Origin of the sequence: Alteromonas genovensis (genome assembly GCF_010500895.1) — a bacterium.
In the GTDB taxonomy this organism is placed as follows: Bacteria; Pseudomonadota; Gammaproteobacteria; order Enterobacterales; family Alteromonadaceae; genus Alteromonas; species Alteromonas genovensis.
The window spans coordinates 179,152-199,584 of record NZ_JAAAWO010000002.1; the positions used below are offsets into that span (position 1 = coordinate 179,152).

The window sequence follows — 20,433 nt, forward strand, 5'->3', positions numbered from 1 at the left end:
AGCTTTCTCAGCAGCAAATACTCGTATAGTGATGCGCTTACGTATATACAAATGATAGTTCGTGCGAACGGACCGGCGATACCTTTTAAGCTTTCTGATGTGTCCCCTAGTCTTTTAATCCAAACTTTTTTCGAATTCGTTTAGCCCATGAAGGCCTTTGTATTTTGTAACGATTTGGATTATCCGGAAGAATGATATTTGGGTTTGCAGTTGCAAGCGCTTCGAAAAAAGCGTGTCGATTAAAGCCGCGATAATTGTGATACATAAGTTGCTTATTCTCTCCACTTTTCAACACAATGAAATTAGAAATATGTTGCCTTGTGTCACTGATTTGCTTTAACTGTGTAATGTCATCAATGTTGACCTGCCAACTTATATCACCGAAGGTAGGGTCGAAGTACGACAGTTTGGTGGATGACACACAAACTCTAATCTCTTTATCTTCACACCAAAACCATAATGCCAACCCAAGCAAAGTAGCTTCAATAAACCAAATGGCGATATCTAGCACATCAAAAAGTTCATTTAGTGCAGTGCTATCGCTTGTTAAATTTGGAAGATATCGATGTGCTGCTCCGTATAAAACAAGCGCCACGCCAGCATTAAAAACAAGTAATAGCGCGGAAGAGCGCTGCTTTCTTGTAAAAATGAAGTGAGTTGCCATACGTCCCCTCTCAGGAATGAGCCTTACAGTAAGACTACAATAGATTGTTAATTCGCATTAGCAAAGTAGAACGTGGCGTTAGTTATTAGTTTATAACTAAAGCATAGCTAGGAGGTATAGCGTTAAATTGTTGGTGGTGAGTTGTAATTGGTAGATAATTGATGGTGAGTCGTGCCTCTATCAATGGCATATTGAAAAATTCGGACGAATTGTAAATTTCGCATTTCTTAATACCGGCCTCCTATCTCACCAATTGCTCAGGCAAGTGTGAGATATCTCCTACAAAATCTGTGAGTTTTCCGCCTTTTTTCATATGGGAAATTTTTAGACTAAAGTATAAAGCATTTGATTTTTATAGGCTTTTTGGTCTTTATCCAAAAGTTGTAGAAGATCACTCCTTAAAACTTTGTAATTTCGTATAGCGGTAATATTTGAAGATTATATTATTTAACACGTCACAGGGAAACACGATGAGTCAGGATGATTTGCAAGGATGACCTAGGACAACTTAAGGATGAGATTCTCACACGGAGTGAGAAAAAGGAAATGGACAAGACAAGGACGCTTATTATAGGACGTGCTTAAGGGATGAAGGATAGGGACATCTCGCAAAAAGGATTCACAATTGGACGTGGGCAGAGAACAGGATGCTTCTTCTGCATTGCTATAAAGGATGAGTCAGGGACGAGTGTATAAGGATATAAAGCAAGGATGTAGAACAAGGATGCTATTTACAGGGAGCGCTTAAGGAATAAGCGGGCTACAGCAGGATGTGTAGTCAAAAGGACTATAAAACAATGGATAAGGAACGTCAGCGGAGTCTGACACGGACAGCCTCAGGATGGGGAATATTGCAGAATGGATTTGCAGTAAAGAAGGGAACAATGGAAAGGGACCTACGCACGGACGGGTAGCTCACAAAGGGTATTGTGAGACAAGATGGAAAGGGGCGAAGACGGATTCTGATCGGGAAGATTTTAGTCGCAAAGGATCGCAGAGAGGGATGCTCAAAATTACGAAAAAGGGGGAAGTCTGATGACTTCCCCCTTTTTTATTATTTAGACCTGCTCAACTAGTTAGATATGGCCGTGCCATTAAGTCCAGTCTCAGTAAGCCCAGTATCAGTAAGCCCAGTTCCATTCGTCTAGGTACGATGAAGCTCAGTGCTATTAAACGCGATGCGGTGGAACCTCGGTGCGTATGACGCGGCTTCCTACCAACTCTACCTCTCCGCTGTATCTATCTTCACCATTGCTTGAAAATTCAAACATAAACACACTGTTCCAATCGGGCTTTTTGAATTTAAACGAGAGACGTGTTTTAGCTCGCGCAACACTCAATAATTGAAGTTGGTGTTTATCACAGTACTGTTTCAAGTAGGTATTGGTGCTTTCTGATATGCCTCTTATTCGCCAGAATTGATAACTGATAAAGCCAATTGCCAACCATAGGGAGAGCTCTAAAAGTGTCATACTACTTCCCCGTTTGCGCAAAAAGTTGATTAAAGGCTTTGGCTAATACGGCCGGACGGTCGGGTGAGCGTAAAAGGGTAAGTACTTGACGGCGCAACTTCGGAACTTGAACTAAGTCAGAGAAGAACCCAGAAAATAAAGCGCCTGCATGGCCTTCACTTTCATCCGCCTTTGCTGCTTGTGTTAAAAACAAGGTTAACAACTCATTGTCCATTTGCTCATAGTGACGAGCAGCTATAACGCTTAGCACGTCAAGTCGCGTTGAAATGTCTTTGCTTAAAATACTCTTGAGTTCACAGTGAAGCTGTTTATTAAACTCATTGCATGAAAGCGCGCGCAGTGCAGCCAAGTTAATATCATCAAAGTGCGCTTTTTGAAAAAAGCGTTGTAACACGAACGTCTCGACAGGTTTTGACAGAGGTACGTACTCGAGCATTTCCATAAACGTATTCAAAAATACGTCAGAATACAGACTTACATTGTTTACAAACGCTTCTTCTAACCTATATTGATGACTGTGGGTAGGTAGAGAAAATGCAAAATCTGCTACACTTTGCATAGACAGCTGTTGCCAATCCACTAACTGTGGCGCTTGAATGTAAGCCTCAACTTGTTTGGCCTCATCACTAAGCGGCTGCGATAATGTGTGTTTCACTAACGCATTAAACTGAGCCAGCAACGCTTGATTGGGAACAAACGAATAGGGGTTATCAGGCAGTGTCTGTGCTTTTTCAGTATCCTCTATTATGGACTGACCCAACGCATCGACAATAATATCAAGAAAATGATTACGGGCGGCTGTGACTACTAAGCCTTGTTCATCAATAGGTAGCTTTACAAACCAAATATAGTGTTCTGTTGAGCTTTGCTTGTTCCAAAAAACAATACCAAACCATGCGTGCTGTTGGCGCGGGAGGGGAGCGTAGGCATTGCCACTTTCAATATCTAAGAATGATTGATTATCAATGATTGTTAATCTGCGACCAATATCGAATACCTTGTACTCAGTACCAGCGTGTAATAAGAATTCACTGATTGAATTAATTGTGTCTGCGCTCATCAAAACATCCTAAATACTACAAATTTATCCACGTGAGCTTTTTGCTCATAATTGTGTGCCTGAATAGACTTTTTCTAAATACACGTTTTCATTACGCTGAAAAGAACAAGACTGCACACAAGGGTGCGAGGCCAGCGTCGCTTTTCTATGTGTGTTTCTCGAACATGTATCGCCAATACGAGCCTAGAAGCCTCTAATGCTATTAGTTTATCACAGATAATAGGCACTCAGACATGCACACTCAGACATGCACACAATTATGAATACAGCAGTGACAGGGTTCTGATTAGCCTGATATAATTTCGCGATACATTCTTGAGCATTCGATGGTAGTGAGTTAATGGTAAATCAGGTCTATCAAGATATGGCCTCAGCAATAGAGACACTCGTTTTGTTGATGGACAATGAAGGGCTTTGGCCGAGCACTAATTCTACTGACGCTGAGCCTTCTGAAACGGCGTTGCGCAGCCAAGTGCCATTTGCTTTAGACACCATGGGATTTGAAAGCTGGTTAGCTTACGTCTTTATTCCTAAAATGAAACATATCCTCAGTGCTCAAATGCCCATACCAAGTATGAGCATCACTCCGGCCGCTGAGCAGTATTTCACTCAAGCCCCTCCGGCTATTCTCGACCAGCTTAAAACGATTGATGGGCTCTCCAGCAAAGCGAATTTGAACGAATGAGACAACTACAAAAACTAGTACACGGAACAATTCAAATGGCATTCTTGCAATGAACAATGAAGCGGTCGATAAGCCCTTCTCTCAATATATGGTTGAGCAGCCAAGGTCATCGGCCGGTCCTTTGACAGTTTTATATCAAGATGAGGATATTGTTGCCATTGAAAAGCCTCCTGGTCTCTTGGTTCATCGAAGTCCTATCGACAAACATGAAACCGTTTTTGCCGTACAAACTTTAAGAGATCAGCTCGGTAAGCACGTATTTCCTGCCCATCGATTAGACCGGCCTACCTCCGGCGTACTGTTATTTGCCTTCGATGGGCGCATGGCGGCGCAGCTTGGTCAGCAAATGATGCAAAAACAAGTGCATAAAACCTATCATGCCGTTGTAAGAGGGTTCGTTTACAGCACTGGGCTTATCGATTATGCGCTGAAGTACAAGTACGATAAAATTGCAGATAAACACAAGCGCCCGCAGCAACCTGCGCAAATGGCAACCACCACCTACGAATCCTTGGCACGCTATGAAGTGCCCGAGCCGGTAGGAAAATATCAGAGCGCTCGCTATTCGCTAGTAAAACTAACGCCAAGCACAGGGAGGAAGCATCAACTTCGTCGACATTTGGTTCATATTCGTCACCCGATTATTGGCGATACCACTCATGGCGACGGAAAGCAGAATAAATTCGCTAAATCGCACTTTAGTTTTAATAATTTGGCCTTAAACTGTACGTCAATGGGATTTCATCATCCTTCATCAGGCAGATGGATGACAATATCATCAGAACTTCATCATGAAATGGCGACATTTGTACGCCATTTAGAAAACTTTCGCGTTGTTCCTTCGTAAAAGCATACGACATCGCAGAAAATAAATAGCAGGGGTAGCAATGGGTACTTTGAAGATAATTGCGGGCACAGTATATGGAAATGCTCAGCATGTGGCCGAGCAGGTAGAAGAGAATTTGGCCGAGCAGGGTGTTGATTGCGAGCTAGAGAGCACGCCGTCAGTTGAAGATTTTACTGATGCGGATGCAATATTAGTTATTACGTCTACCACTGGGCAAGGGGATATCCCGCCTAATTTAGAGTTTGTATTTTCAGATTTAAAAGACGATTCACCACTGCTAAAAGATAAGCCCTTTGCAGTAGCTGCACTAGGTGACAGCAGTTATGGTGAGAGTTTTTGCGGCGCAGGTAAACAGTTTCAGGCTTTATTAGTAGAGCTTCAGGGAACGCCAGCGGCAGAACTTCTCGAAGTAGATGCAATGGAGACGTTGGAGCCAGAAAAAGACGTAATCGATTGGGTGAATAGTATTAAAGACAAGCTAATCGCATAAAATTCGATGGGCCTTTAACAAACGCAAGGTCGTAAAAATAAAAAAATGGCGCTAACTGGTTAGCGCCATTTTTATTTGTAGCTCGTTATTCTTAGCTTAGCTTAGCTTCGCTTTAGCACTAGCTCTGCTTTAGCAAAATAACTAGGTGTGCTATTCAACGCCGCGTAAAAGTGCATTAATGCCAACTTTCGCACGGGTTTTCGCGTCTACTTTTTTCACGATGATAGCAGCGTAAAGGCTATATTTGCCGTCAGCACTTGGCAGGTTTCCTGAAACCACTACCGAACCTGCTGGAACTCGACCGTAGTGAATTTCTCCGGTTTCACGGTCGTATATACGAGTACTTTGACCAATATACACACCCATAGAAATTACCGCACCTTCTTCAACAATAACGCCCTCGACAATCTCAGAGCGGGCTCCTATGAAGCAGTTGTCTTCGATGATGGTTGGGTTTGCTTGCAATGGCTCCAACACGCCGCCAATGCCTACGCCACCAGAAAGGTGAACGTTCTTACCAATTTGTGCACATGAACCCACGGTTGCCCATGTATCAACCATTGTGCCTTCATCCACGAATGCACCAATGTTGACGTACGATGGCATTACCACCGCGTTTTTACCCACAAATGTACCAGTGCGAACTGCTGCCGGTGGCACAATGCGCGCACCGTCAGCAACGAACTGCTCGTTGGTGTAGTTGGTATACTTAAGAGGCACTTTATCAAAGTATTTGCTCTCGGCACCGTCAATCATTTCGTTATTGTGCAAACGGAAGAAAAGCAATACCGCTTTTTTCAACCACTGGTGAACTACCCATTCCCCAGCAATTTTCTCTGCTACTCGAGCTTTGCCGCTATTCAGTAATGAGATAGCTTCTGCAACGGCATTTCTTACCTCATCAGGTGCTTCATTTGGGCTGATGGCATCGCGATTTTCGAAGGCGTCTTCAATAATGGATTTCAATTCATTCATGGTATTGTAATATCTTCAAGTTGGTCGAGTTTAAACAAAATCTGCTTTTTTAAGCTGACTTGTTGTTCTTGGGTTAATGCGGTGCCAGCCTCGTTGCTGACGATGAAAATGTCTTCGGCGCGCTCGCCAATAGTGGCTATTTTAGCAAGTTTTAATGTCATATTCGTGTCGACAAACGCGTGGCCAATTTTAGCCAAAATGCCGGGCGCGTCCAGTGCTTCAAGCTCAACCAGAGTGGCTTCGTCGTGTAAGTTGAAAAAGCGCACTTTAGTTGGTACGTCTAATTGTCGCATTTGACGAGGCAGTTTGCGCTTGTTTTCGTGAGAACGCCCAGGTTTTTCAAGCTGTGTAGATACTGCCTTTTCTAGCGACGAAATACGAGAGTCGGATGAAAGGCGAGTGCCATCATTTTCCAGAACTATCATACTGTCGAATACGTAGCCGTCTCGAGTAACGGTAACGTGGGCATCGTGAATTGAGCAGTTTCTGCTATCAAGTACCGAGGCAACCTGTGCAAACAGGGCCTTTCTGTCTTTACCATAAACGAACAACTCAGTGCCACCTTTGGCGCTGTTGTCATTTGCCCGTACAAGTAAAGCTTCATTGTCGGGAGTTAGCCAGTCATCTTGTGCCGTAATAATTTCTTCTGTATGCCACGCAACTTGGGTGGGTTTAAAGCGCACAAAGTAATCGTCGTCTAATCGTGCCCACAGCGCATCAACAGATATCGGATCAACGGCGCGCTCTTGTAAAATCTGTCGTGCTTGATGTTTATGTGTCGCAACGCGTTCATTCAGGGTCACCTGACACTGCAATCCGTTATCTAGTGCTTTTTGCGTCATTAGGTATAGCTCTCTGAGCAATGAGGCTTTCCAGTCGTTCCACAAATTGTCATTGGTAGCGCGAATATCTGCAAGGGTTAACGTATAAAGTAAGTTTAAATGATTGTGGCTTCGAATTGCTCCTGCAAACTCACTGATCACATCCGGATCGTAAATGTCTCGTCGTTGAGCCACCACCGACATCAGTAGGTGATTTTCTACTAACCAGGCTATCATTTCGGCATCATCTGAAGGCACATTATGAAGCTCACAGAACGTGGCGACATCTTTTGCGCCAAGTTTGGAATGATCGCCGTTTCGACCTTTTGCTATATCGTGAAAGATGGCGGCAATATAGAGTACTTCCGGTTTATCGAGGTTTCGACAAATGCGTCCGCATCGAGGAAAATCTTTGTTTTCTTTCGAGAAGAAATAATTGACCTGTTTAACGAGCCTGTGCGTGTGCTCGTCAACGGTATAGGCGTGAAACAAATCGAACTGCATCATGCCCACAATGGTATCCCATTCAGGCAAATAGGCTTGAATAATGCCGTATTGATGCATGATGTCCCAGCCGAAGTTGAAGAAGTCTGGTTGCTTCATTAACATCATGAACTTTTCACGACATGCAGGTCGTTCTACGTAGTAATCACTTTCAAACTCTCTGTGAGCATTGCGCAGCTGTCTAATGCATATGGTACTGAGGCCTTTTACTTCAGGGGTATTCGTCACTAAATTTAGAAAGTCGAGAATTGCCTCAGGTGTTGAGAACACGCGCTCGTGGCGCGGTGATATCATGTAGTCGAGTAATTCAAAGTCTTCATTGATGATGGCACTGTGCTGAACACTTTGATTCAACATATCGTACTTAAAGCGCTGGAGCAGCATCTGATTGAGCTCGGTTACTCTTGCCACTGTACGGAAAAAGTCACGCATCATCTTTTCTACAGATGACTTGCCTTCTTCCCCGTACCCCATCATCTCTGCCACATCAGGCTGATAATCAAACAGGAGGCGGTTTTCGCTTCGTTGAGCAACTAAATGAAGTGCGCAGCGCATTTTCCAAAGATGCATCCGACAGGCTATTAACTCGCTGTGCTCTTGCTCCGTAAAATAACCATGGCCGACCAAATTCCAGCCGTCATATTCTTTAAAGTGCTTTTTGGCCACCCAACCAATAGATTGAATATCACGCAAACAGCCAGGGTTTTCTTTAATATTCGGTTCAAGGTTATAGGCAGTACCGTTAAACTTTGCGTGACGCCTTTTCTGCTCATCGTATTTTGCAGAGAAAAAGGCTTTGCTGCTCCAAGAGTTTCTGCCGTTAGCTTCTTCCCAGAGTTTTTCAAACGTTTCTTCGCTTCCAATTAATAAACGACTTTCCACAAGGTTAGTGGCAATGGTGATATCGTCTTTTGCTAGCTTTACCGTTTCTTTTAAGGTTCGTACCGACTGTCCTACATCAAGCTTAATATCCCACAGTAAGGTGATGAAGAGACCTACTTTCTCTTGAGCATCAGCACTGAGCTTCTTTTTACTTACAATAAGCAAGTCGATGTCTGAATGAGGTTGAAGATGGCCGCGACCATAACCACCAACAGCGCAAAGCGAGAGGTCGTTTACAGCACCTAGGCCGAATAATTTCCAAAGGTGGCAAAGAAGTGCGTCAACAAAGTGCGCTCTGCCAGTGACTAGCTGATTTACTGGGGTGCTATCAAAAGATTGCGTTATCCATTCGTAGCTTTTTTCTACACAGGCCTTAATAGTAGGAACATCATCAACAGCACCTATGGTATCGATATCTTGAATAAGAGATTGGAGCGTCAAATTGCACCTTTTCCGGACGTCTAACAAACACCTCTGACTTTATCATGAATTAATATCAATTCGCACCTGTGAATAAATGCATATTTTAGGTTAAATTGTGAATATTTATGGAAAAATGTTATAGCGTAAGCGATAGACAGAGATAAGTAGGGCATTACATTTACAGGGTGAGTAAGTAAAAGAAGTTATACGTGAGGTTTGTATAAAGCCGCGCTGGCCATTGCTACAGAATTCATATCAATGGCTAGCGCGGCTGTAAGGGGGGGCGCTTAATAATTAACGGCAGCCCTGATTAGCTGTGAGAAATGGTACGGGGAAGCGTTTCTTCATCGCGAAGTGTTAGCACTTCGACACCGTCTTCAGTCACCAATAAGGTGTGTTCCCATTGCGCACTCAAGCTCCTGTCTTTAGTAACAACGGTCCATTGGTCTGGAAGCACTTTTGAATAGCGCTTACCCGCATTCACCATAGGTTCAATGGTAAAACACATGCCTGGTACAAGTTCTTCACCGGTTCCTGGCTTACCGTAATGCACAATCTGCGGTTCCTCATGAAAGCTCGAGCCAATACCATGGCCACAATATTCTCTCACAATTGAATAGTTATGCGCCTCTGCATGGGTTTGGCATATATGACCAATATCGCCTAAACGCATGCCGGGCTTAACCTGCTCAATCGCCTTGTACAATGACTCTTGCGTCACGCGTATTAAACGTTCCGCTAGAATAGTAGGTTTGCCCACAACAAACATTTTTGATGTGTCGCCGTGATAGCCGTCTTTGATAACCGTAACGTCGATATTAATAATATCGCCGTCTTTCAGCTTTTTGTCCGAAGGTATGCCGTGACAAATACAGTGATTAACCGACGTACATACAGACTTTGGAAAAGGCGGTTGCCCGTAATTCAAAGGAGCAGGAATAGCCTGTTGCTCATTGACGATATACTCATGACATAGCGTATTGAGTTCATCTGTCGTTACTCCTTTTTTTACATGGGGAGTGATCATGGTTAATACGTCTGCCGCTAGTTTTCCAGCCACGCGCATTTTTTCGATTTCATCAGGGGATTTGATAATTGCTGCCACAACGCCTCTCAATAATCGTATTTAGTTAATGACAATATTCTACGCAGTATATCATTAATAAGACCGCTTTTGGATAAGCAAGAGCACAAAGAGACTGTTTATAGAAAGAAGAAAGAAAAATTGAAGAGAGGAAATGCCCCTGAATATGGGCTTAAAACTTGAGAGTAAACTGTGGTTATGGTATAAAGCGCGCGCCCTGACGGAAAGCCTATTTTTCATTGCGAAAAAAGCCGCACGTTAAAGGGTATATTCTTTTATTAAAACACACATATACCGACACTTGTTATCGGGGTGTCCAAGCTAACTCGCGTTGGCAAGGATCGATACAAGGGGTATATGGAGGCCTAACCCCAAGAGGAAAATAAAATGGCTAATGTTTCTATGCGTGACATGCTGAAAGCCGGTGTGCATTTCGGTCACCAAACTCGTTACTGGAACCCAAAGATGAAACCTTACATCTTTGGTGCTCGTAATAAAGTTCATATCATAAACCTTGAAAAAACAGTTCCACTTTTCAACAACGCGTTGAACTACATCTCAGGTGTTTCGTCGAAGAAAGGTAAAATCCTTTTCGTTGGTACAAAACGTGCCGCTGGCGATGCAATTAAAGATGCTGCAGTAAAATGCGACCAGTTCTACGTAAACAAGCGTTGGTTAGGTGGTATGTTGACTAACTGGAAAACAGTTCGTCAATCAATCAAGCGTTTGAAAGAGCTTGAGCAAAAGAGCCAAGACGGTACGTTTGAAAAGCTAACCAAAAAAGAAGCATTAATGCTTCAGCGCGAAATGGATAAGCTTGAAAACAGCCTTGGTGGTATCAAAAACATGGGCGGTCTTCCAGACGCGATCTTTGTTGTAGATGCAGACCACGAGCACATTGCAGTTACAGAAGCACGAAACCTTGGTATCCCTGTTGTTGGTGTTGTAGATACTAACTCTAACCCAGATGGTGTTGATTACATCATTCCTGGTAACGACGATGCTATCCGTGCTATCCAACTTTACTTGGACGCTGCTGCAGACGCTATTAACTCAGGTCGCGAAAGCAACCTTGAAGTACAAGCTGAGCAAGACGATTTCGTAGAAGCGGCAGAGTAATTCTGACTGCTCGCTGCCTTGTAAAAGGTGGTGACATATTGCGGAACGTAATGAGAGGGGCGAGTCGCCCCTTTTACCTAACGAATTTATATTTATTGCTGAGGAATTGAAAAATGGCAGTGACTGCAGCACTAGTTAAAGAACTGCGCGAACGTACAGGCGCAGGCATGCTGGATTGTAAAAAAGCCCTGGTTGAGACGGATGGCGACATTGAACTAGCCATCGAGAACATGCGCAAATCAGGTCAAGCAAAGGCAGCTAAGAAAGCAGGCCGTATCGCAGCTGAAGGTGTAATCCTTACTAAAGTTGAAGGTGGTCGTGCGACTATGCTTGAGCTTAACTGCGAAACTGACTTCGTAGCACGTGATGAAAGCTTCCTTAAGTTCGGTAACGACTTACTAGAAGTAGCATCTGCGAATAACATTAACGACATCGATGCGCTTAATGACGCAGAAATGAACGGCGTTAAAGTTAGCGACGCTCGCGACACGCTTGTAGCGAAAATTGGTGAAAACATTTCTCCACGTCGCGTAATCAACGTTGAAGGTGACACGCTTGGTGGTTACGTTCACGGTGGTCGCATCGGTGTTATCTCTATCCTTAATGGCGGCAGCGAAGAGCTAGCTAAAGACGTGTGTATGCACGTTGCAGCTGCTAGCCCGCAGTACGTTAAGCCTGAAAACGTTCCGGCTGAAGTTGTTGAGAAAGAGAAAGAAATCCAAATCGACATCGCAATGCAGTCTGGTAAGCCAGCTGACATTGCTGAGAAAATGGTTGCGGGTCGCATGAAGAAGTTCACTGGTGAAGTGAGTCTTACTGGCCAACCTTTCGTTAAAGATCCATCTATCACCGTTGCTGAACTTCTAAAGAACAACAGCGCTGATGTTATCAACTTCGTACGTTTCGAAGTAGGTGAAGGTATCGAGAAGAAGACTGAAGATTTCGCAGCAGAAGTAGCTGCGCAAATGGAAGCGGCCAAGAAATAATTGAGCGTTTTTCTTTTGCATTCAGTGAATGTCAGATAAACTAAAAGCACCTCTTCGGAGGTGCTTTTTTATAGCCGAATCTCTTTCTATTACTGCGGTTTCGCGATAGTGTGAGGCGCTGATGTGATGATAAGCGTCGCTGTAATGGCAAGTAGTATGCAGCAAAACCACTTATGCAAATGCATAAACATATCAAAATGAGCTAAAGCGCTTTGTTCTATATTTTTTCATGCAGCTGCATGTCGTTAAAATGTATAGCACAAACCGGGTTTACGAGGACATATCGAATAATGAGTATCACACCTAAATCAGCATATCGACGCATTCTATTAAAATTAAGCGGTGAAGCCCTCATGGGTGAAGAAGGGTTTGGCATTGACCCTAAAGTGCTTGATAGAATGGCACAAGAAATTAAAGAGTTGGTTGAACTTGGCGTTCAAGTGGGTCTTGTAATTGGTGGCGGTAACTTATTTCGCGGCGAAGGTTTAGCGAAAGCAGGTATGAATCGTGTTGTTGGCGACCACATGGGTATGCTAGCTACAGTAATGAACGGCTTGGCGATGCGTGACGCGTTGCACAGAGCATTTGTTAACGCACGTATGATGTCAGCTATTCCATTGAATGGCGTTTGTGATGCTTACAACTGGGCAGAGGCTATTAGTCTGTTAAAATCGGGTAGAGTCGTTATTTTCTCAGCCGGTACAGGCAATCCATTTTTCACAACAGATTCTGCGGCGTGTTTACGTGGCATCGAGATTGAAGCTGACGCTGTGTTGAAAGCAACAAAGGTTGACGGTGTTTACAGCGATGACCCGGTTAAGAATCCAGACGCTACCTTGTACGATCAACTCAGTTATAATGAGGTATTGGACAAGGAACTAAAAGTAATGGATTTGTCAGCATTTACCCTAGCACGTGACCACAGCCTCCCAATTCGCGTTTTCAATATGAATAAGCCTGGTTGTCTTAAGCGCGTAGTGATGGGCGAAAAAGAAGGCACGATAATCAGCCACGCTGGCAATGATAAATAAAGAAACATAGGACATATAATCGTGATTGATGAAATTGAATTAGATGCGCAAGAGCGCATGGAAAAAAGTGTTGTTGCCCTGAAAGGCCAGTTTAGCAAGATACGCACGGGGCGTGCACATCCCAGTCTGCTCGACGGTATCATGGTGCCATACTATGGCGTAGATACACCGCTGAAGCAGGTTGCAAATGTTATTGCCGAAGATAGCCGCACACTTGCGCTAACGGTTTTCGATAAATCAGCTATCCAGGCCGTTGAGAAAGCTATCATGCAGTCTGACTTGGGATTAAATCCAATGAGTGCAGGTGGTTCTATTCGTATTCCTCTTCCACCATTAACGGAAGAACGAAGAAAAGATCTTATCCGCGTTGTGCGTAATGAAGCAGAAGGCGGACGTGTTGCGATTCGAAACATTCGTCGTGATGCGAATGGCGACATCAAAGATTTGCTAAAAGAAAAAGAAATTAGTGAAGACGAAAGTCGCGCTGCTGAAGAGAACATTCAGACAATCACTAATGAAATTATTAAGAAAGTTGACAGCATGCTTGCTGACAAAGAAAAAGAACTCATGGAAGTATAAGTTAGTATCATGATTGGAAAGCGTTTAAACGCAGCCAAAAAGACTAACGTAATAGGGCCAGCACCAGTTGCTGGCCCTAAACACGTGGCTATCATTATGGATGGCAACGGTCGATGGGCGCAAAAGAAAGGGAAGATTCGTACTTTTGGTCACAAAGCAGGTGTTGAGTCTGTTCGTTCTGTAGTGCGGTTTGCTAGGCAAAACGCCATTGAATCACTCACATTGTTTGCCTTTTCCAGCGAAAACTGGAAGCGACCAGAAGAGGAAGTGAGCGTGTTGATGGAGTTGTTTAACCTCGTACTTAACAGTGAGGCAAAGCGACTGCACAAAAACGGCGTTCGGCTTCAAGTTATCGGCGATTTAAGTGCCTTTGACGGAAAGTTGGTAGAAAAAATTCGCAAAGCCGAAGAGATGACCAAAGACAATGCCGACCTAGTGCTTAATATTGCAGCAAACTACGGCGGGCGTTGGGACATTGTTAATGCTGCTCAGCAATTAGCAAATCAAGTGAAAGAAGGTAAAATACACGCGAGTGATATTGATGAAGCGATGTTCACTGCACATACCTCTACCGCAAACCTACCCGAATTAGATCTCCTTATCAGGACTGGTGGCGAGCACCGCATAAGTAATTTCCTATTATGGCAATGCGCTTACGCTGAGCTTTATTTCACCGACGTATTGTGGCCAGACTTCAACGAAGATGTATTTCAGCTCGCTGTAGACGACTTTAATGTACGTCAACGTCGTTTCGGTCTCACCGGTGAGCAGGTTATCGTTTCCAATGATTAGGTTTACTCAGGCGATTATCGGACTCGTCCTGAATATAAAAGCCAAGGGCAAATTATGCTAAAACAACGAATAATAACCGCATTAATTCTTGCGCCACTTGCACTGTACGCCATTCTATTTTTACCAATATTCTGGTTTGAGATTGCTATAGCTGGCGTTGTAGGTATCGGCGCTTACGAGTGGGCAGCCATGGCGGGTGTCTGTGAAAGACCTAAAAAACTGCTCTTTATGGCAGGTGCATTTGCTATTTGTATAGCGCTTTCGTTTATTGTTGATGCCAGTGTTATCTGGTATCAAGGCCAGCTACACGGCCTATATACGGGTATTCTCAGCGTAGCTGTTGTATGGTGGATTGCGTCATTGGCAATGGTGCTTGCCTATCCAAAGTATTCTAAATTTTGGCGCGACAGCAGGGTGGTGCGAACGGTATTTGGTTTACTTACTCTCATTCCTACATGGGTTGCGGTCATCGCGCTTCGCACAAGCTTGCACGATGTAGACCCTTTCTATGGCGCCTCACTTATCTTTTATGTATTGGGTATTGTGTGGGCCGCTGACATTGGCGCGTTTTTTGTGGGCGTTAAGTTTGGCCGCCATAAGCTGCGTCCTAATGTATCACCGGGTAAAAGCTTAGAAGGCTTATTAGGTGGTATTGCTGCGTCGTTTGCAATTATCGCCTTTGCCGCACTGCATTACCAAGTTGAACCGTCGCGTATTTGGCTCCATCTTGCAATCGGCGGAATTACGGTGGCAGTATCAGCGTTAGGCGATCTCAACGAGAGCATGCTAAAGCGTTGTGCAGGCATTAAAGACAGTGGCAAGATTTTACCCGGGCATGGTGGGGTCTTAGATCGTATTGACAGCTTAACTGCTGCGTTTCCTGTTTTCGCGTTTTGCTATGTTACTTGGATGGCGTAATGGAGACGGTAACGGTATTAGGGGCCACAGGCTCCATTGGTTGCAATACACTTGATGTTATTAACCGCCACCCAGACAAATATCGCGTTTTTGCTATCACCGGCAACACGCAGTTACCTTTGCTTATGGAGCAGGCAAATAAATGCTCGCCCCGTTACGTGGTCATTGCTGACCCTAAAAATTACGACGATGCTTTACAGCTTGCTAAGCAACATAATGTCGAAGCAGAAATTCTATGCGGCCAGCAGGCTTTAGAAGATGTTTCAAGCGCACCAGAAGTAGATGCTGTGATGGCGGCAATTGTCGGCGCTGCAGGTTTATTACCCACCATGGCCGCAGTAAAAGCGGGAAAGCGTGTATTGCTTGCCAATAAAGAAGCATTGGTTATGTCCGGTGCGCTCTTTATCGACGCGGCGAATAAAAGCGGCGCGCAAATTCTGCCTATTGATAGTGAACACAACGCTATTTTCCAATGCCTACCCCATGATTATACCTACGGTGATTTAGCGGGCTCCGGTATTGCAAAAATATTGCTTACTGGTTCTGGCGGACCGTTTAGAGAACGAGCATTAGATTCCTTTAGCAGCATTACTATCGATGAGGCTGCAACTCACCCTAATTGGTCCATGGGCAGAAAGATTACGATCGATTCAGCCACCATGATGAATAAGGGGCTTGAGTTTATTGAGGTATGTTGGCTGTTCGGTGTCAATGCCAGCGATATAGATGTTGTTATTCACCCGCAAAGCATTATTCACTCAATGGTGCAGTATGTTGATGGTTCGGTGATTGCCCAAATGGGGAATCCGGATATGCGCACGCCCATTGCTTATGGCTTAGCACATCCCGAGCGAATTGACGCTGGCGTCAAGCCGTTAGATTTTAAACGCTTAGCCGACTTCAGTTTCCACACGCCGTGCTTTGAACGATATCCAAATTTGAAGTTGGCAATAGACGCTTGTCAAAACGGGCAGTGTGCAACCACCAGCTTAAATGCAGCCAATGAAGTTGCAGTAGCGCACTTCCTAGAGGGGCAAATTGCTTTTTGTGATATTGCAAAAGTCAACGAGGCGACCTTAAATGCACTGTCTATGGTGGAGATGACGTCTATTCAGCAGATATTGGAGCAAGACGCATTGGCTAGAACCAAAGCGAACGAATTAATTCGAGGTAAATTTCAGTGCTAGCATTTTTTTGGAGTCTAGGTGCATTCATTCTTGCCCTCGGTATTCTTGTTGCCGTTCACGAATGGGGTCACTTTTATGTGGCACGAAAATGTGGAGTGCAGGTAGAGCGTTTTTCCATAGGCTTTGGCAAGCCGATTTGGCGCAAGCTGAGTAAGTCAGGTACAGAATATGTGATTGCCATGATCCCACTTGGCGGATACGTGCGAATGCTTGACGGGCGAATTGACGATGTCCCACCTGAACTCGAGAGTAAAGCCTTTAACAACAAAACCGTATTGCAACGTATGGCCATAATTGCTGCGGGCCCAGGCGTTAATTTTATATTTGCGTTTTTTGCGCTCTGGCTAATGTACATAGTAGGTCTAGAGACGGTTAAGCCAATAGTTAAAGCAGTAGAGCCTGACAGTATTGCCCACGTGGCAGGTGTGCAACCTGGCGATGAAATTATCAATATTGACGGGCGAAACACGCCAGATTGGGAAGCTGTTAACTTAGAGTTAGTGTCAAATATTGGCGGCGACAATACTGTAGTTACCGTTAGAAATTCATCGAATACTGAAAAAGAACTCACATTTACACTGGATACTTGGAACTTTGACCCAGATATCGAGTCTCCTTTAAGCAGCTTAGGATTGACGCCATTTCGCCCAAATCCAACTTTAACCGTTGGTTTTGTAGGCGATGATAGTGCAGCGAAGGAAGCGGGGCTTTTGCCTGGTGATAAAATCGTTACACTTAATGGTAATAAGCTTGCTTCGTGGAATGCGTTAGTTGATGAAGTTGTTGAAAGCCCTGGAGAGGTTATTTCTCTTGCTATTGAACGGGATGGACAACAACAGACACTACGTGCCACGATAGCGCGCCGTGATACACCACAAGGGCAAAGTGGGTATCTTGGCGTGAGCCCAACGTTTGAGTCTTGGCCAGAGGGGTATGTGTTTACGCATCAATATGGCATTATAGAGGCTATTGGGACAGCGCTAGATAAAACATGGCGCTTAATGACACTCAGTGTCGAAATGATAGGCAAATTACTCACTGGCGATGTGTCAGTTAAAAATTTGAGTGGGCCTATCTCAATTGCTCAAGGAGCAGGTACAAGCGCTGGTTATGGGCTTGCATACTTCTTGAGTTTTCTAGCCTTAATAAGCGTAAATTTAGGCATTATAAATTTATTACCCCTGCCCATGCTTGATGGTGGTCATTTGATGTTTTTCATCGTTGAATGGATCATTGGCAAGCCTGTGCCCGAAGCGGTGCAAGAATGGGGTTACCGAATAGGTGGCGTGCTTCTGTTTATGATTATGGGTATCGCTATTTTTAACGATATTGCTCGCATAACCTGATGAATATCAGGAAGTACAAAACAGCAAATATGAAACGCGGCCAGGAAAAGAAAAGTAGATGAAGTTAAAACAGTTAGTAGCAGCCGGAGTTATTCTTTCCAGTGCTAGCTTTGCCAATGCTGCGGCGCAAAACAGTGAATTCGTAGTACAAGACATTCGTGTTGAAGGTTTACAACGTGTAGCACTTGGTGCGGCGTTAACTTACTTGCCTGTGCAAGTAGGTGATGAGCTAAATACATTCCGTGTAACTCAGCTTATCCGTTCGTTATATTCTTCAACTCACTTTGAAAACGTTGAGATATTGAGGGATGGCAACACACTCGTTGTGCGCGTGTCTGAACGTCCAACCATCAGTAATATCATTTTTGAAGACAATGACGATATCAAAGATGAGCAGCTGCAAGAAAGCTTAGATGGAAATGGCGTAAGGATTGGTGAACCCCTAGACAAAACCGTATTAACCTCTATTGAGAATGGTCTTAAGGATTTCTTCTACAGTATCGGTAAATATAACGCTGACGTTACCGCCATTATTACGCCTCTACCGCGTAATCGTGTGGATCTAAAACTTCTTTTCGAAGAAGGTGACGCTGCGGAAATAGAACAAATTAACATTGTTGGAAACGAGCTGTTTTCAGATGAAGAGTTGATGGAGTCGTTTGAACTTCAATACGACACCCCTTGGTGGGATTTCTTATCTGAAACGCGTTATCAGCAGCAAACACTGCAAGGCGATATGGAATCGTTGCGCAACCACTACCTCGACCGTGGTTACCTGCGCTTCAATGTAGATTCAACGCAGGTGTCTATGACACCAGAGAAAAGCGGTATCTACGTAGCCATGAACGTGTCTGAAGGTGAGCAATACACCATTTCAGAAGTAGAGCTTGTGGGTGATGTTCTCGGACACGAAGAATATATTGAACGTGTACTGCCGTTAACACCTGGTGAGCTTTATAACCAAGCTGAAGTGACATACACAGAAGAATTCATCAGCAAGTATCTTGGTCGATTTGGCTATGCCTATCCAACGGTAACCACCGTGCCTGATATCAATGATGAAGACAAAACGGTAAAACTGACATTGTCTGTCGACCCGGGTAAGCGCATCTACGTTAACCGTATCAAATTTAACGGAAACGTCGTTACCGCCGATGACGTTCTTCGCCAAAATGTAAGTCAGATGGAAGGCACGTGGTTGTCAAATAGCCAGCTTGAGGTGTCAAAAAGCCAGCTATCCCGTCTTACCTACATGGAAAATGTAGAGTTTGAGACAGTACGAATTCCTGGCTCAGAAGATAAGGTAGACGTTAACTTCAACGTAAAAGAGCAGCCTTCTGGCTCATTTAACGCCGGTATCGGTTACGGCGACAGAACGAAATTGAGTCTGCAAGCGGGTATTCAGCAGGATAACTTCCTAGGTACCGGTAAACGCGTAGGTCTTAACCTAAGCACGGTTTCTTACCAGAAGTCAGCGCAAATAACCTACAACGACCCTTACTTCACCATCGACGGTATCAGTTTAGGTGGAAGTATTGGTTACAGCGAATTTGATGGTTCAGACTTTAACGTTATCCAGTACAACTCGAAGCGCTGGTCTGTTGGTGCAAATATCGGTTACCCGATAAACGAAGTAAACCGTATTAACTTCGGTCTAACCTATAGCAATGTTGAACTATTTAACCGTGGTTTCTACGAGCAAACCGAACGCTTCTACAATCAGTTCCCAGACGGAAACGATCCAGATGCAGCGGTAAAATATGACAGCTACTTGGCGAGCGTGAGTTGGAGCAGAGTTACCTTAAACCGTGGCTTGTTCCCAACAGCAGGTTCATCGCAGCGAGCCTCATTTAGTGCAACGACGCCTAACTCTGATGTAACCTATTTTAAAACTGTGTTTGATGGTAAGTGGTATTTTCCACTGTCGCGCAATCAACGTTGGTCTTTCTTAGCTCGAGTTCGCTTAGGGTACGGAAACGGTTATGGCGACATTAACGGCAATGAACAAATTCTTCCGTTCACAGAAAACTTCACCGCGGGTGGTGCAGACTCACTACGTGGGTTTGAAAACAACACCGTTGGCCCAAGAGGTTTACTGGTATCGTCACCTGGTAATATAATAGGCCCAGACGGCGAAGCGTTCCCAACGGATCCTGCTGACGCGGTTATTTCGTGGTCTAGACAGAGTCTAGGTGGGAACGCAATGGCACTCGGTGGTATTGAGCTTATCGTTCCAACACCGTTTGTCGAAGCTGACATGGACAACTCGGTAAGAACAAGTTTGTTTGTGGATGTGGGTAACGTATGGGATACTGAATTCGATTACGAACGATTCAGACAGTTGAACGTTAACCCGAATCAACAGGGTGAGCTATTGGACTATTCAGACTGGACTCTGTATCGTAGTTCGGCAGGTTTATCGGTTCAGTGGGTTTCTCCCATGGGACCAATGGTATTCAGCTTCTCTAGAATGATCCAAGAGCGTGATGGTGATGATGCGAGATTCTTCACTTTCAACATTGGTCAAACTTTTTAGATACGTTTTTAATTAGAAAAGCGGGCTCGCAC

Annotated in this window: 18 protein-coding genes; 12 read left to right on the plus strand and 6 right to left on the minus strand. The window is 44.3% G+C overall.

Features of this window, described 5'->3' with window-relative positions:
* Positions 1-106: 106 nt before the first annotated feature.
* The 3 genes from GTQ48_RS03545 to GTQ48_RS03555 form a co-directional block, all read right to left on the minus strand.
* Positions 107-664, minus strand: a complete 558-nt coding sequence (locus tag GTQ48_RS03545; protein ID WP_163105202.1) for a hypothetical protein — start codon at positions 662-664, stop codon at positions 107-109.
* A 1,169-nt stretch (positions 665-1,833) separates the two neighbouring features.
* Entirely contained in the window at positions 1,834-2,136 is a 303-nt protein-coding gene (locus tag GTQ48_RS03550; RefSeq protein ID WP_163105203.1) for a DUF3301 domain-containing protein, read from the minus strand.
* Between the two features lies 1 nt (position 2,137).
* A complete protein-coding gene (locus tag GTQ48_RS03555) occupies positions 2,138-3,196 on the minus strand; it encodes a DUF3549 family protein (RefSeq protein ID WP_163105204.1) in 1,059 nt (352 codons plus the stop codon).
* Positions 3,197-3,536: 340 nt separating this feature from the next.
* On the opposite strand from GTQ48_RS03555, the gene GTQ48_RS03560 reads away from it, so the two are divergent.
* The 3 genes from GTQ48_RS03560 to GTQ48_RS03570 all read left to right on the plus strand — a co-directional run bounded on the left by GTQ48_RS03560 (position 3,537) and on the right by GTQ48_RS03570 (position 5,218).
* The gene (locus GTQ48_RS03560; protein ID WP_163105205.1) at positions 3,537-3,881 is read left to right on the plus strand and encodes a YqcC family protein; all 345 of its coding nucleotides are present in this window, start codon (positions 3,537-3,539) and stop codon (positions 3,879-3,881) included.
* An 88-nt stretch (positions 3,882-3,969) separates the two neighbouring features.
* Positions 3,970-4,728 carry a pseudouridine synthase gene (locus tag GTQ48_RS03565; protein ID WP_239059993.1) on the plus strand — a complete coding sequence of 253 codons (759 nt, stop codon included), beginning with the start codon at positions 3,970-3,972 and terminating at the stop codon, positions 4,726-4,728.
* A gap of 40 nt (positions 4,729-4,768) precedes the next feature.
* Entirely contained in the window at positions 4,769-5,218 is a 450-nt protein-coding gene (locus GTQ48_RS03570) for a flavodoxin domain-containing protein (RefSeq protein ID WP_163105207.1), read from the plus strand.
* 150 nt (positions 5,219-5,368) lie between these two features.
* Here the strand turns inward: GTQ48_RS03570 and dapD are convergent, their stop codons facing one another.
* The 3 genes from dapD to map all read right to left on the minus strand — a co-directional run bounded on the left by dapD (position 5,369) and on the right by map (position 9,928).
* Positions 5,369-6,193 (minus strand): 2,3,4,5-tetrahydropyridine-2,6-dicarboxylate N-succinyltransferase, encoded by an 825-nt coding sequence (gene dapD, locus GTQ48_RS03575; protein WP_032094342.1) that lies wholly within the window; start codon positions 6,191-6,193, stop codon positions 5,369-5,371.
* Positions 6,190-8,841, minus strand: coding sequence for a [protein-PII] uridylyltransferase (glnD, locus tag GTQ48_RS03580; RefSeq protein WP_163105208.1), 2,652 nt, complete (start codon positions 8,839-8,841; stop codon positions 6,190-6,192). The genes dapD and glnD overlap by 4 nt, the downstream gene beginning before the upstream one ends.
* 292 nt (positions 8,842-9,133) lie before the next feature.
* Positions 9,134-9,928: a type I methionyl aminopeptidase gene (map, locus tag GTQ48_RS03585; protein ID WP_163105209.1), complete on the minus strand. Its 795-nt coding sequence runs from the start codon at positions 9,926-9,928 to the stop codon at positions 9,134-9,136.
* A gap of 366 nt (positions 9,929-10,294) precedes the next feature.
* Between map and rpsB the strand changes: the two genes are divergently transcribed.
* The 9 genes from rpsB (at position 10,295) to bamA (ending at position 20,401) form a co-directional block, all read left to right on the plus strand.
* A complete protein-coding gene (rpsB, locus tag GTQ48_RS03590; RefSeq protein WP_032094345.1) occupies positions 10,295-11,026 on the plus strand; it encodes a 30S ribosomal protein S2 in 732 nt (243 codons plus the stop codon).
* A gap of 113 nt (positions 11,027-11,139) precedes the next feature.
* On the plus strand, positions 11,140-12,012 hold the full coding sequence (tsf, locus tag GTQ48_RS03595; RefSeq protein WP_163105210.1) for a translation elongation factor Ts: 873 nt from the start codon (positions 11,140-11,142) through the stop codon (positions 12,010-12,012).
* Between the two features lie 290 nt (positions 12,013-12,302).
* Positions 12,303-13,043 carry a UMP kinase gene (gene pyrH / locus GTQ48_RS03600; protein ID WP_032094347.1) on the plus strand — a complete coding sequence of 247 codons (741 nt, stop codon included), beginning with the start codon at positions 12,303-12,305 and terminating at the stop codon, positions 13,041-13,043.
* 21 nt (positions 13,044-13,064) lie between these two features.
* Positions 13,065-13,622, plus strand: coding sequence for a ribosome recycling factor (frr, locus tag GTQ48_RS03605; RefSeq protein ID WP_032094348.1), 558 nt, complete (start codon positions 13,065-13,067; stop codon positions 13,620-13,622).
* 9 nt (positions 13,623-13,631) lie between these two features.
* Positions 13,632-14,414, plus strand: coding sequence for a polyprenyl diphosphate synthase (uppS, locus tag GTQ48_RS03610; protein WP_163105211.1), 783 nt, complete (start codon positions 13,632-13,634; stop codon positions 14,412-14,414).
* Between the two features lie 54 nt (positions 14,415-14,468).
* Entirely contained in the window at positions 14,469-15,332 is an 864-nt protein-coding gene (locus GTQ48_RS03615) for a phosphatidate cytidylyltransferase (protein ID WP_163105212.1), read from the plus strand.
* Positions 15,332-16,519 (plus strand): 1-deoxy-D-xylulose-5-phosphate reductoisomerase, encoded by a 1,188-nt coding sequence (gene ispC / locus GTQ48_RS03620; RefSeq protein ID WP_163105213.1) that lies wholly within the window; start codon positions 15,332-15,334, stop codon positions 16,517-16,519. Before GTQ48_RS03615 ends, ispC begins: the two co-directional genes overlap by 1 nt.
* Positions 16,513-17,865 carry a sigma E protease regulator RseP gene (rseP, locus tag GTQ48_RS03625; protein ID WP_163105214.1) on the plus strand — a complete coding sequence of 451 codons (1,353 nt, stop codon included), beginning with the start codon at positions 16,513-16,515 and terminating at the stop codon, positions 17,863-17,865. The genes ispC and rseP overlap by 7 nt, the downstream gene beginning before the upstream one ends.
* A gap of 58 nt (positions 17,866-17,923) precedes the next feature.
* On the plus strand, positions 17,924-20,401 hold the full coding sequence (gene bamA / locus GTQ48_RS03630) for an outer membrane protein assembly factor BamA (RefSeq protein ID WP_163105215.1): 2,478 nt from the start codon (positions 17,924-17,926) through the stop codon (positions 20,399-20,401).
* Positions 20,402-20,433 lie beyond the last annotated feature (32 nt).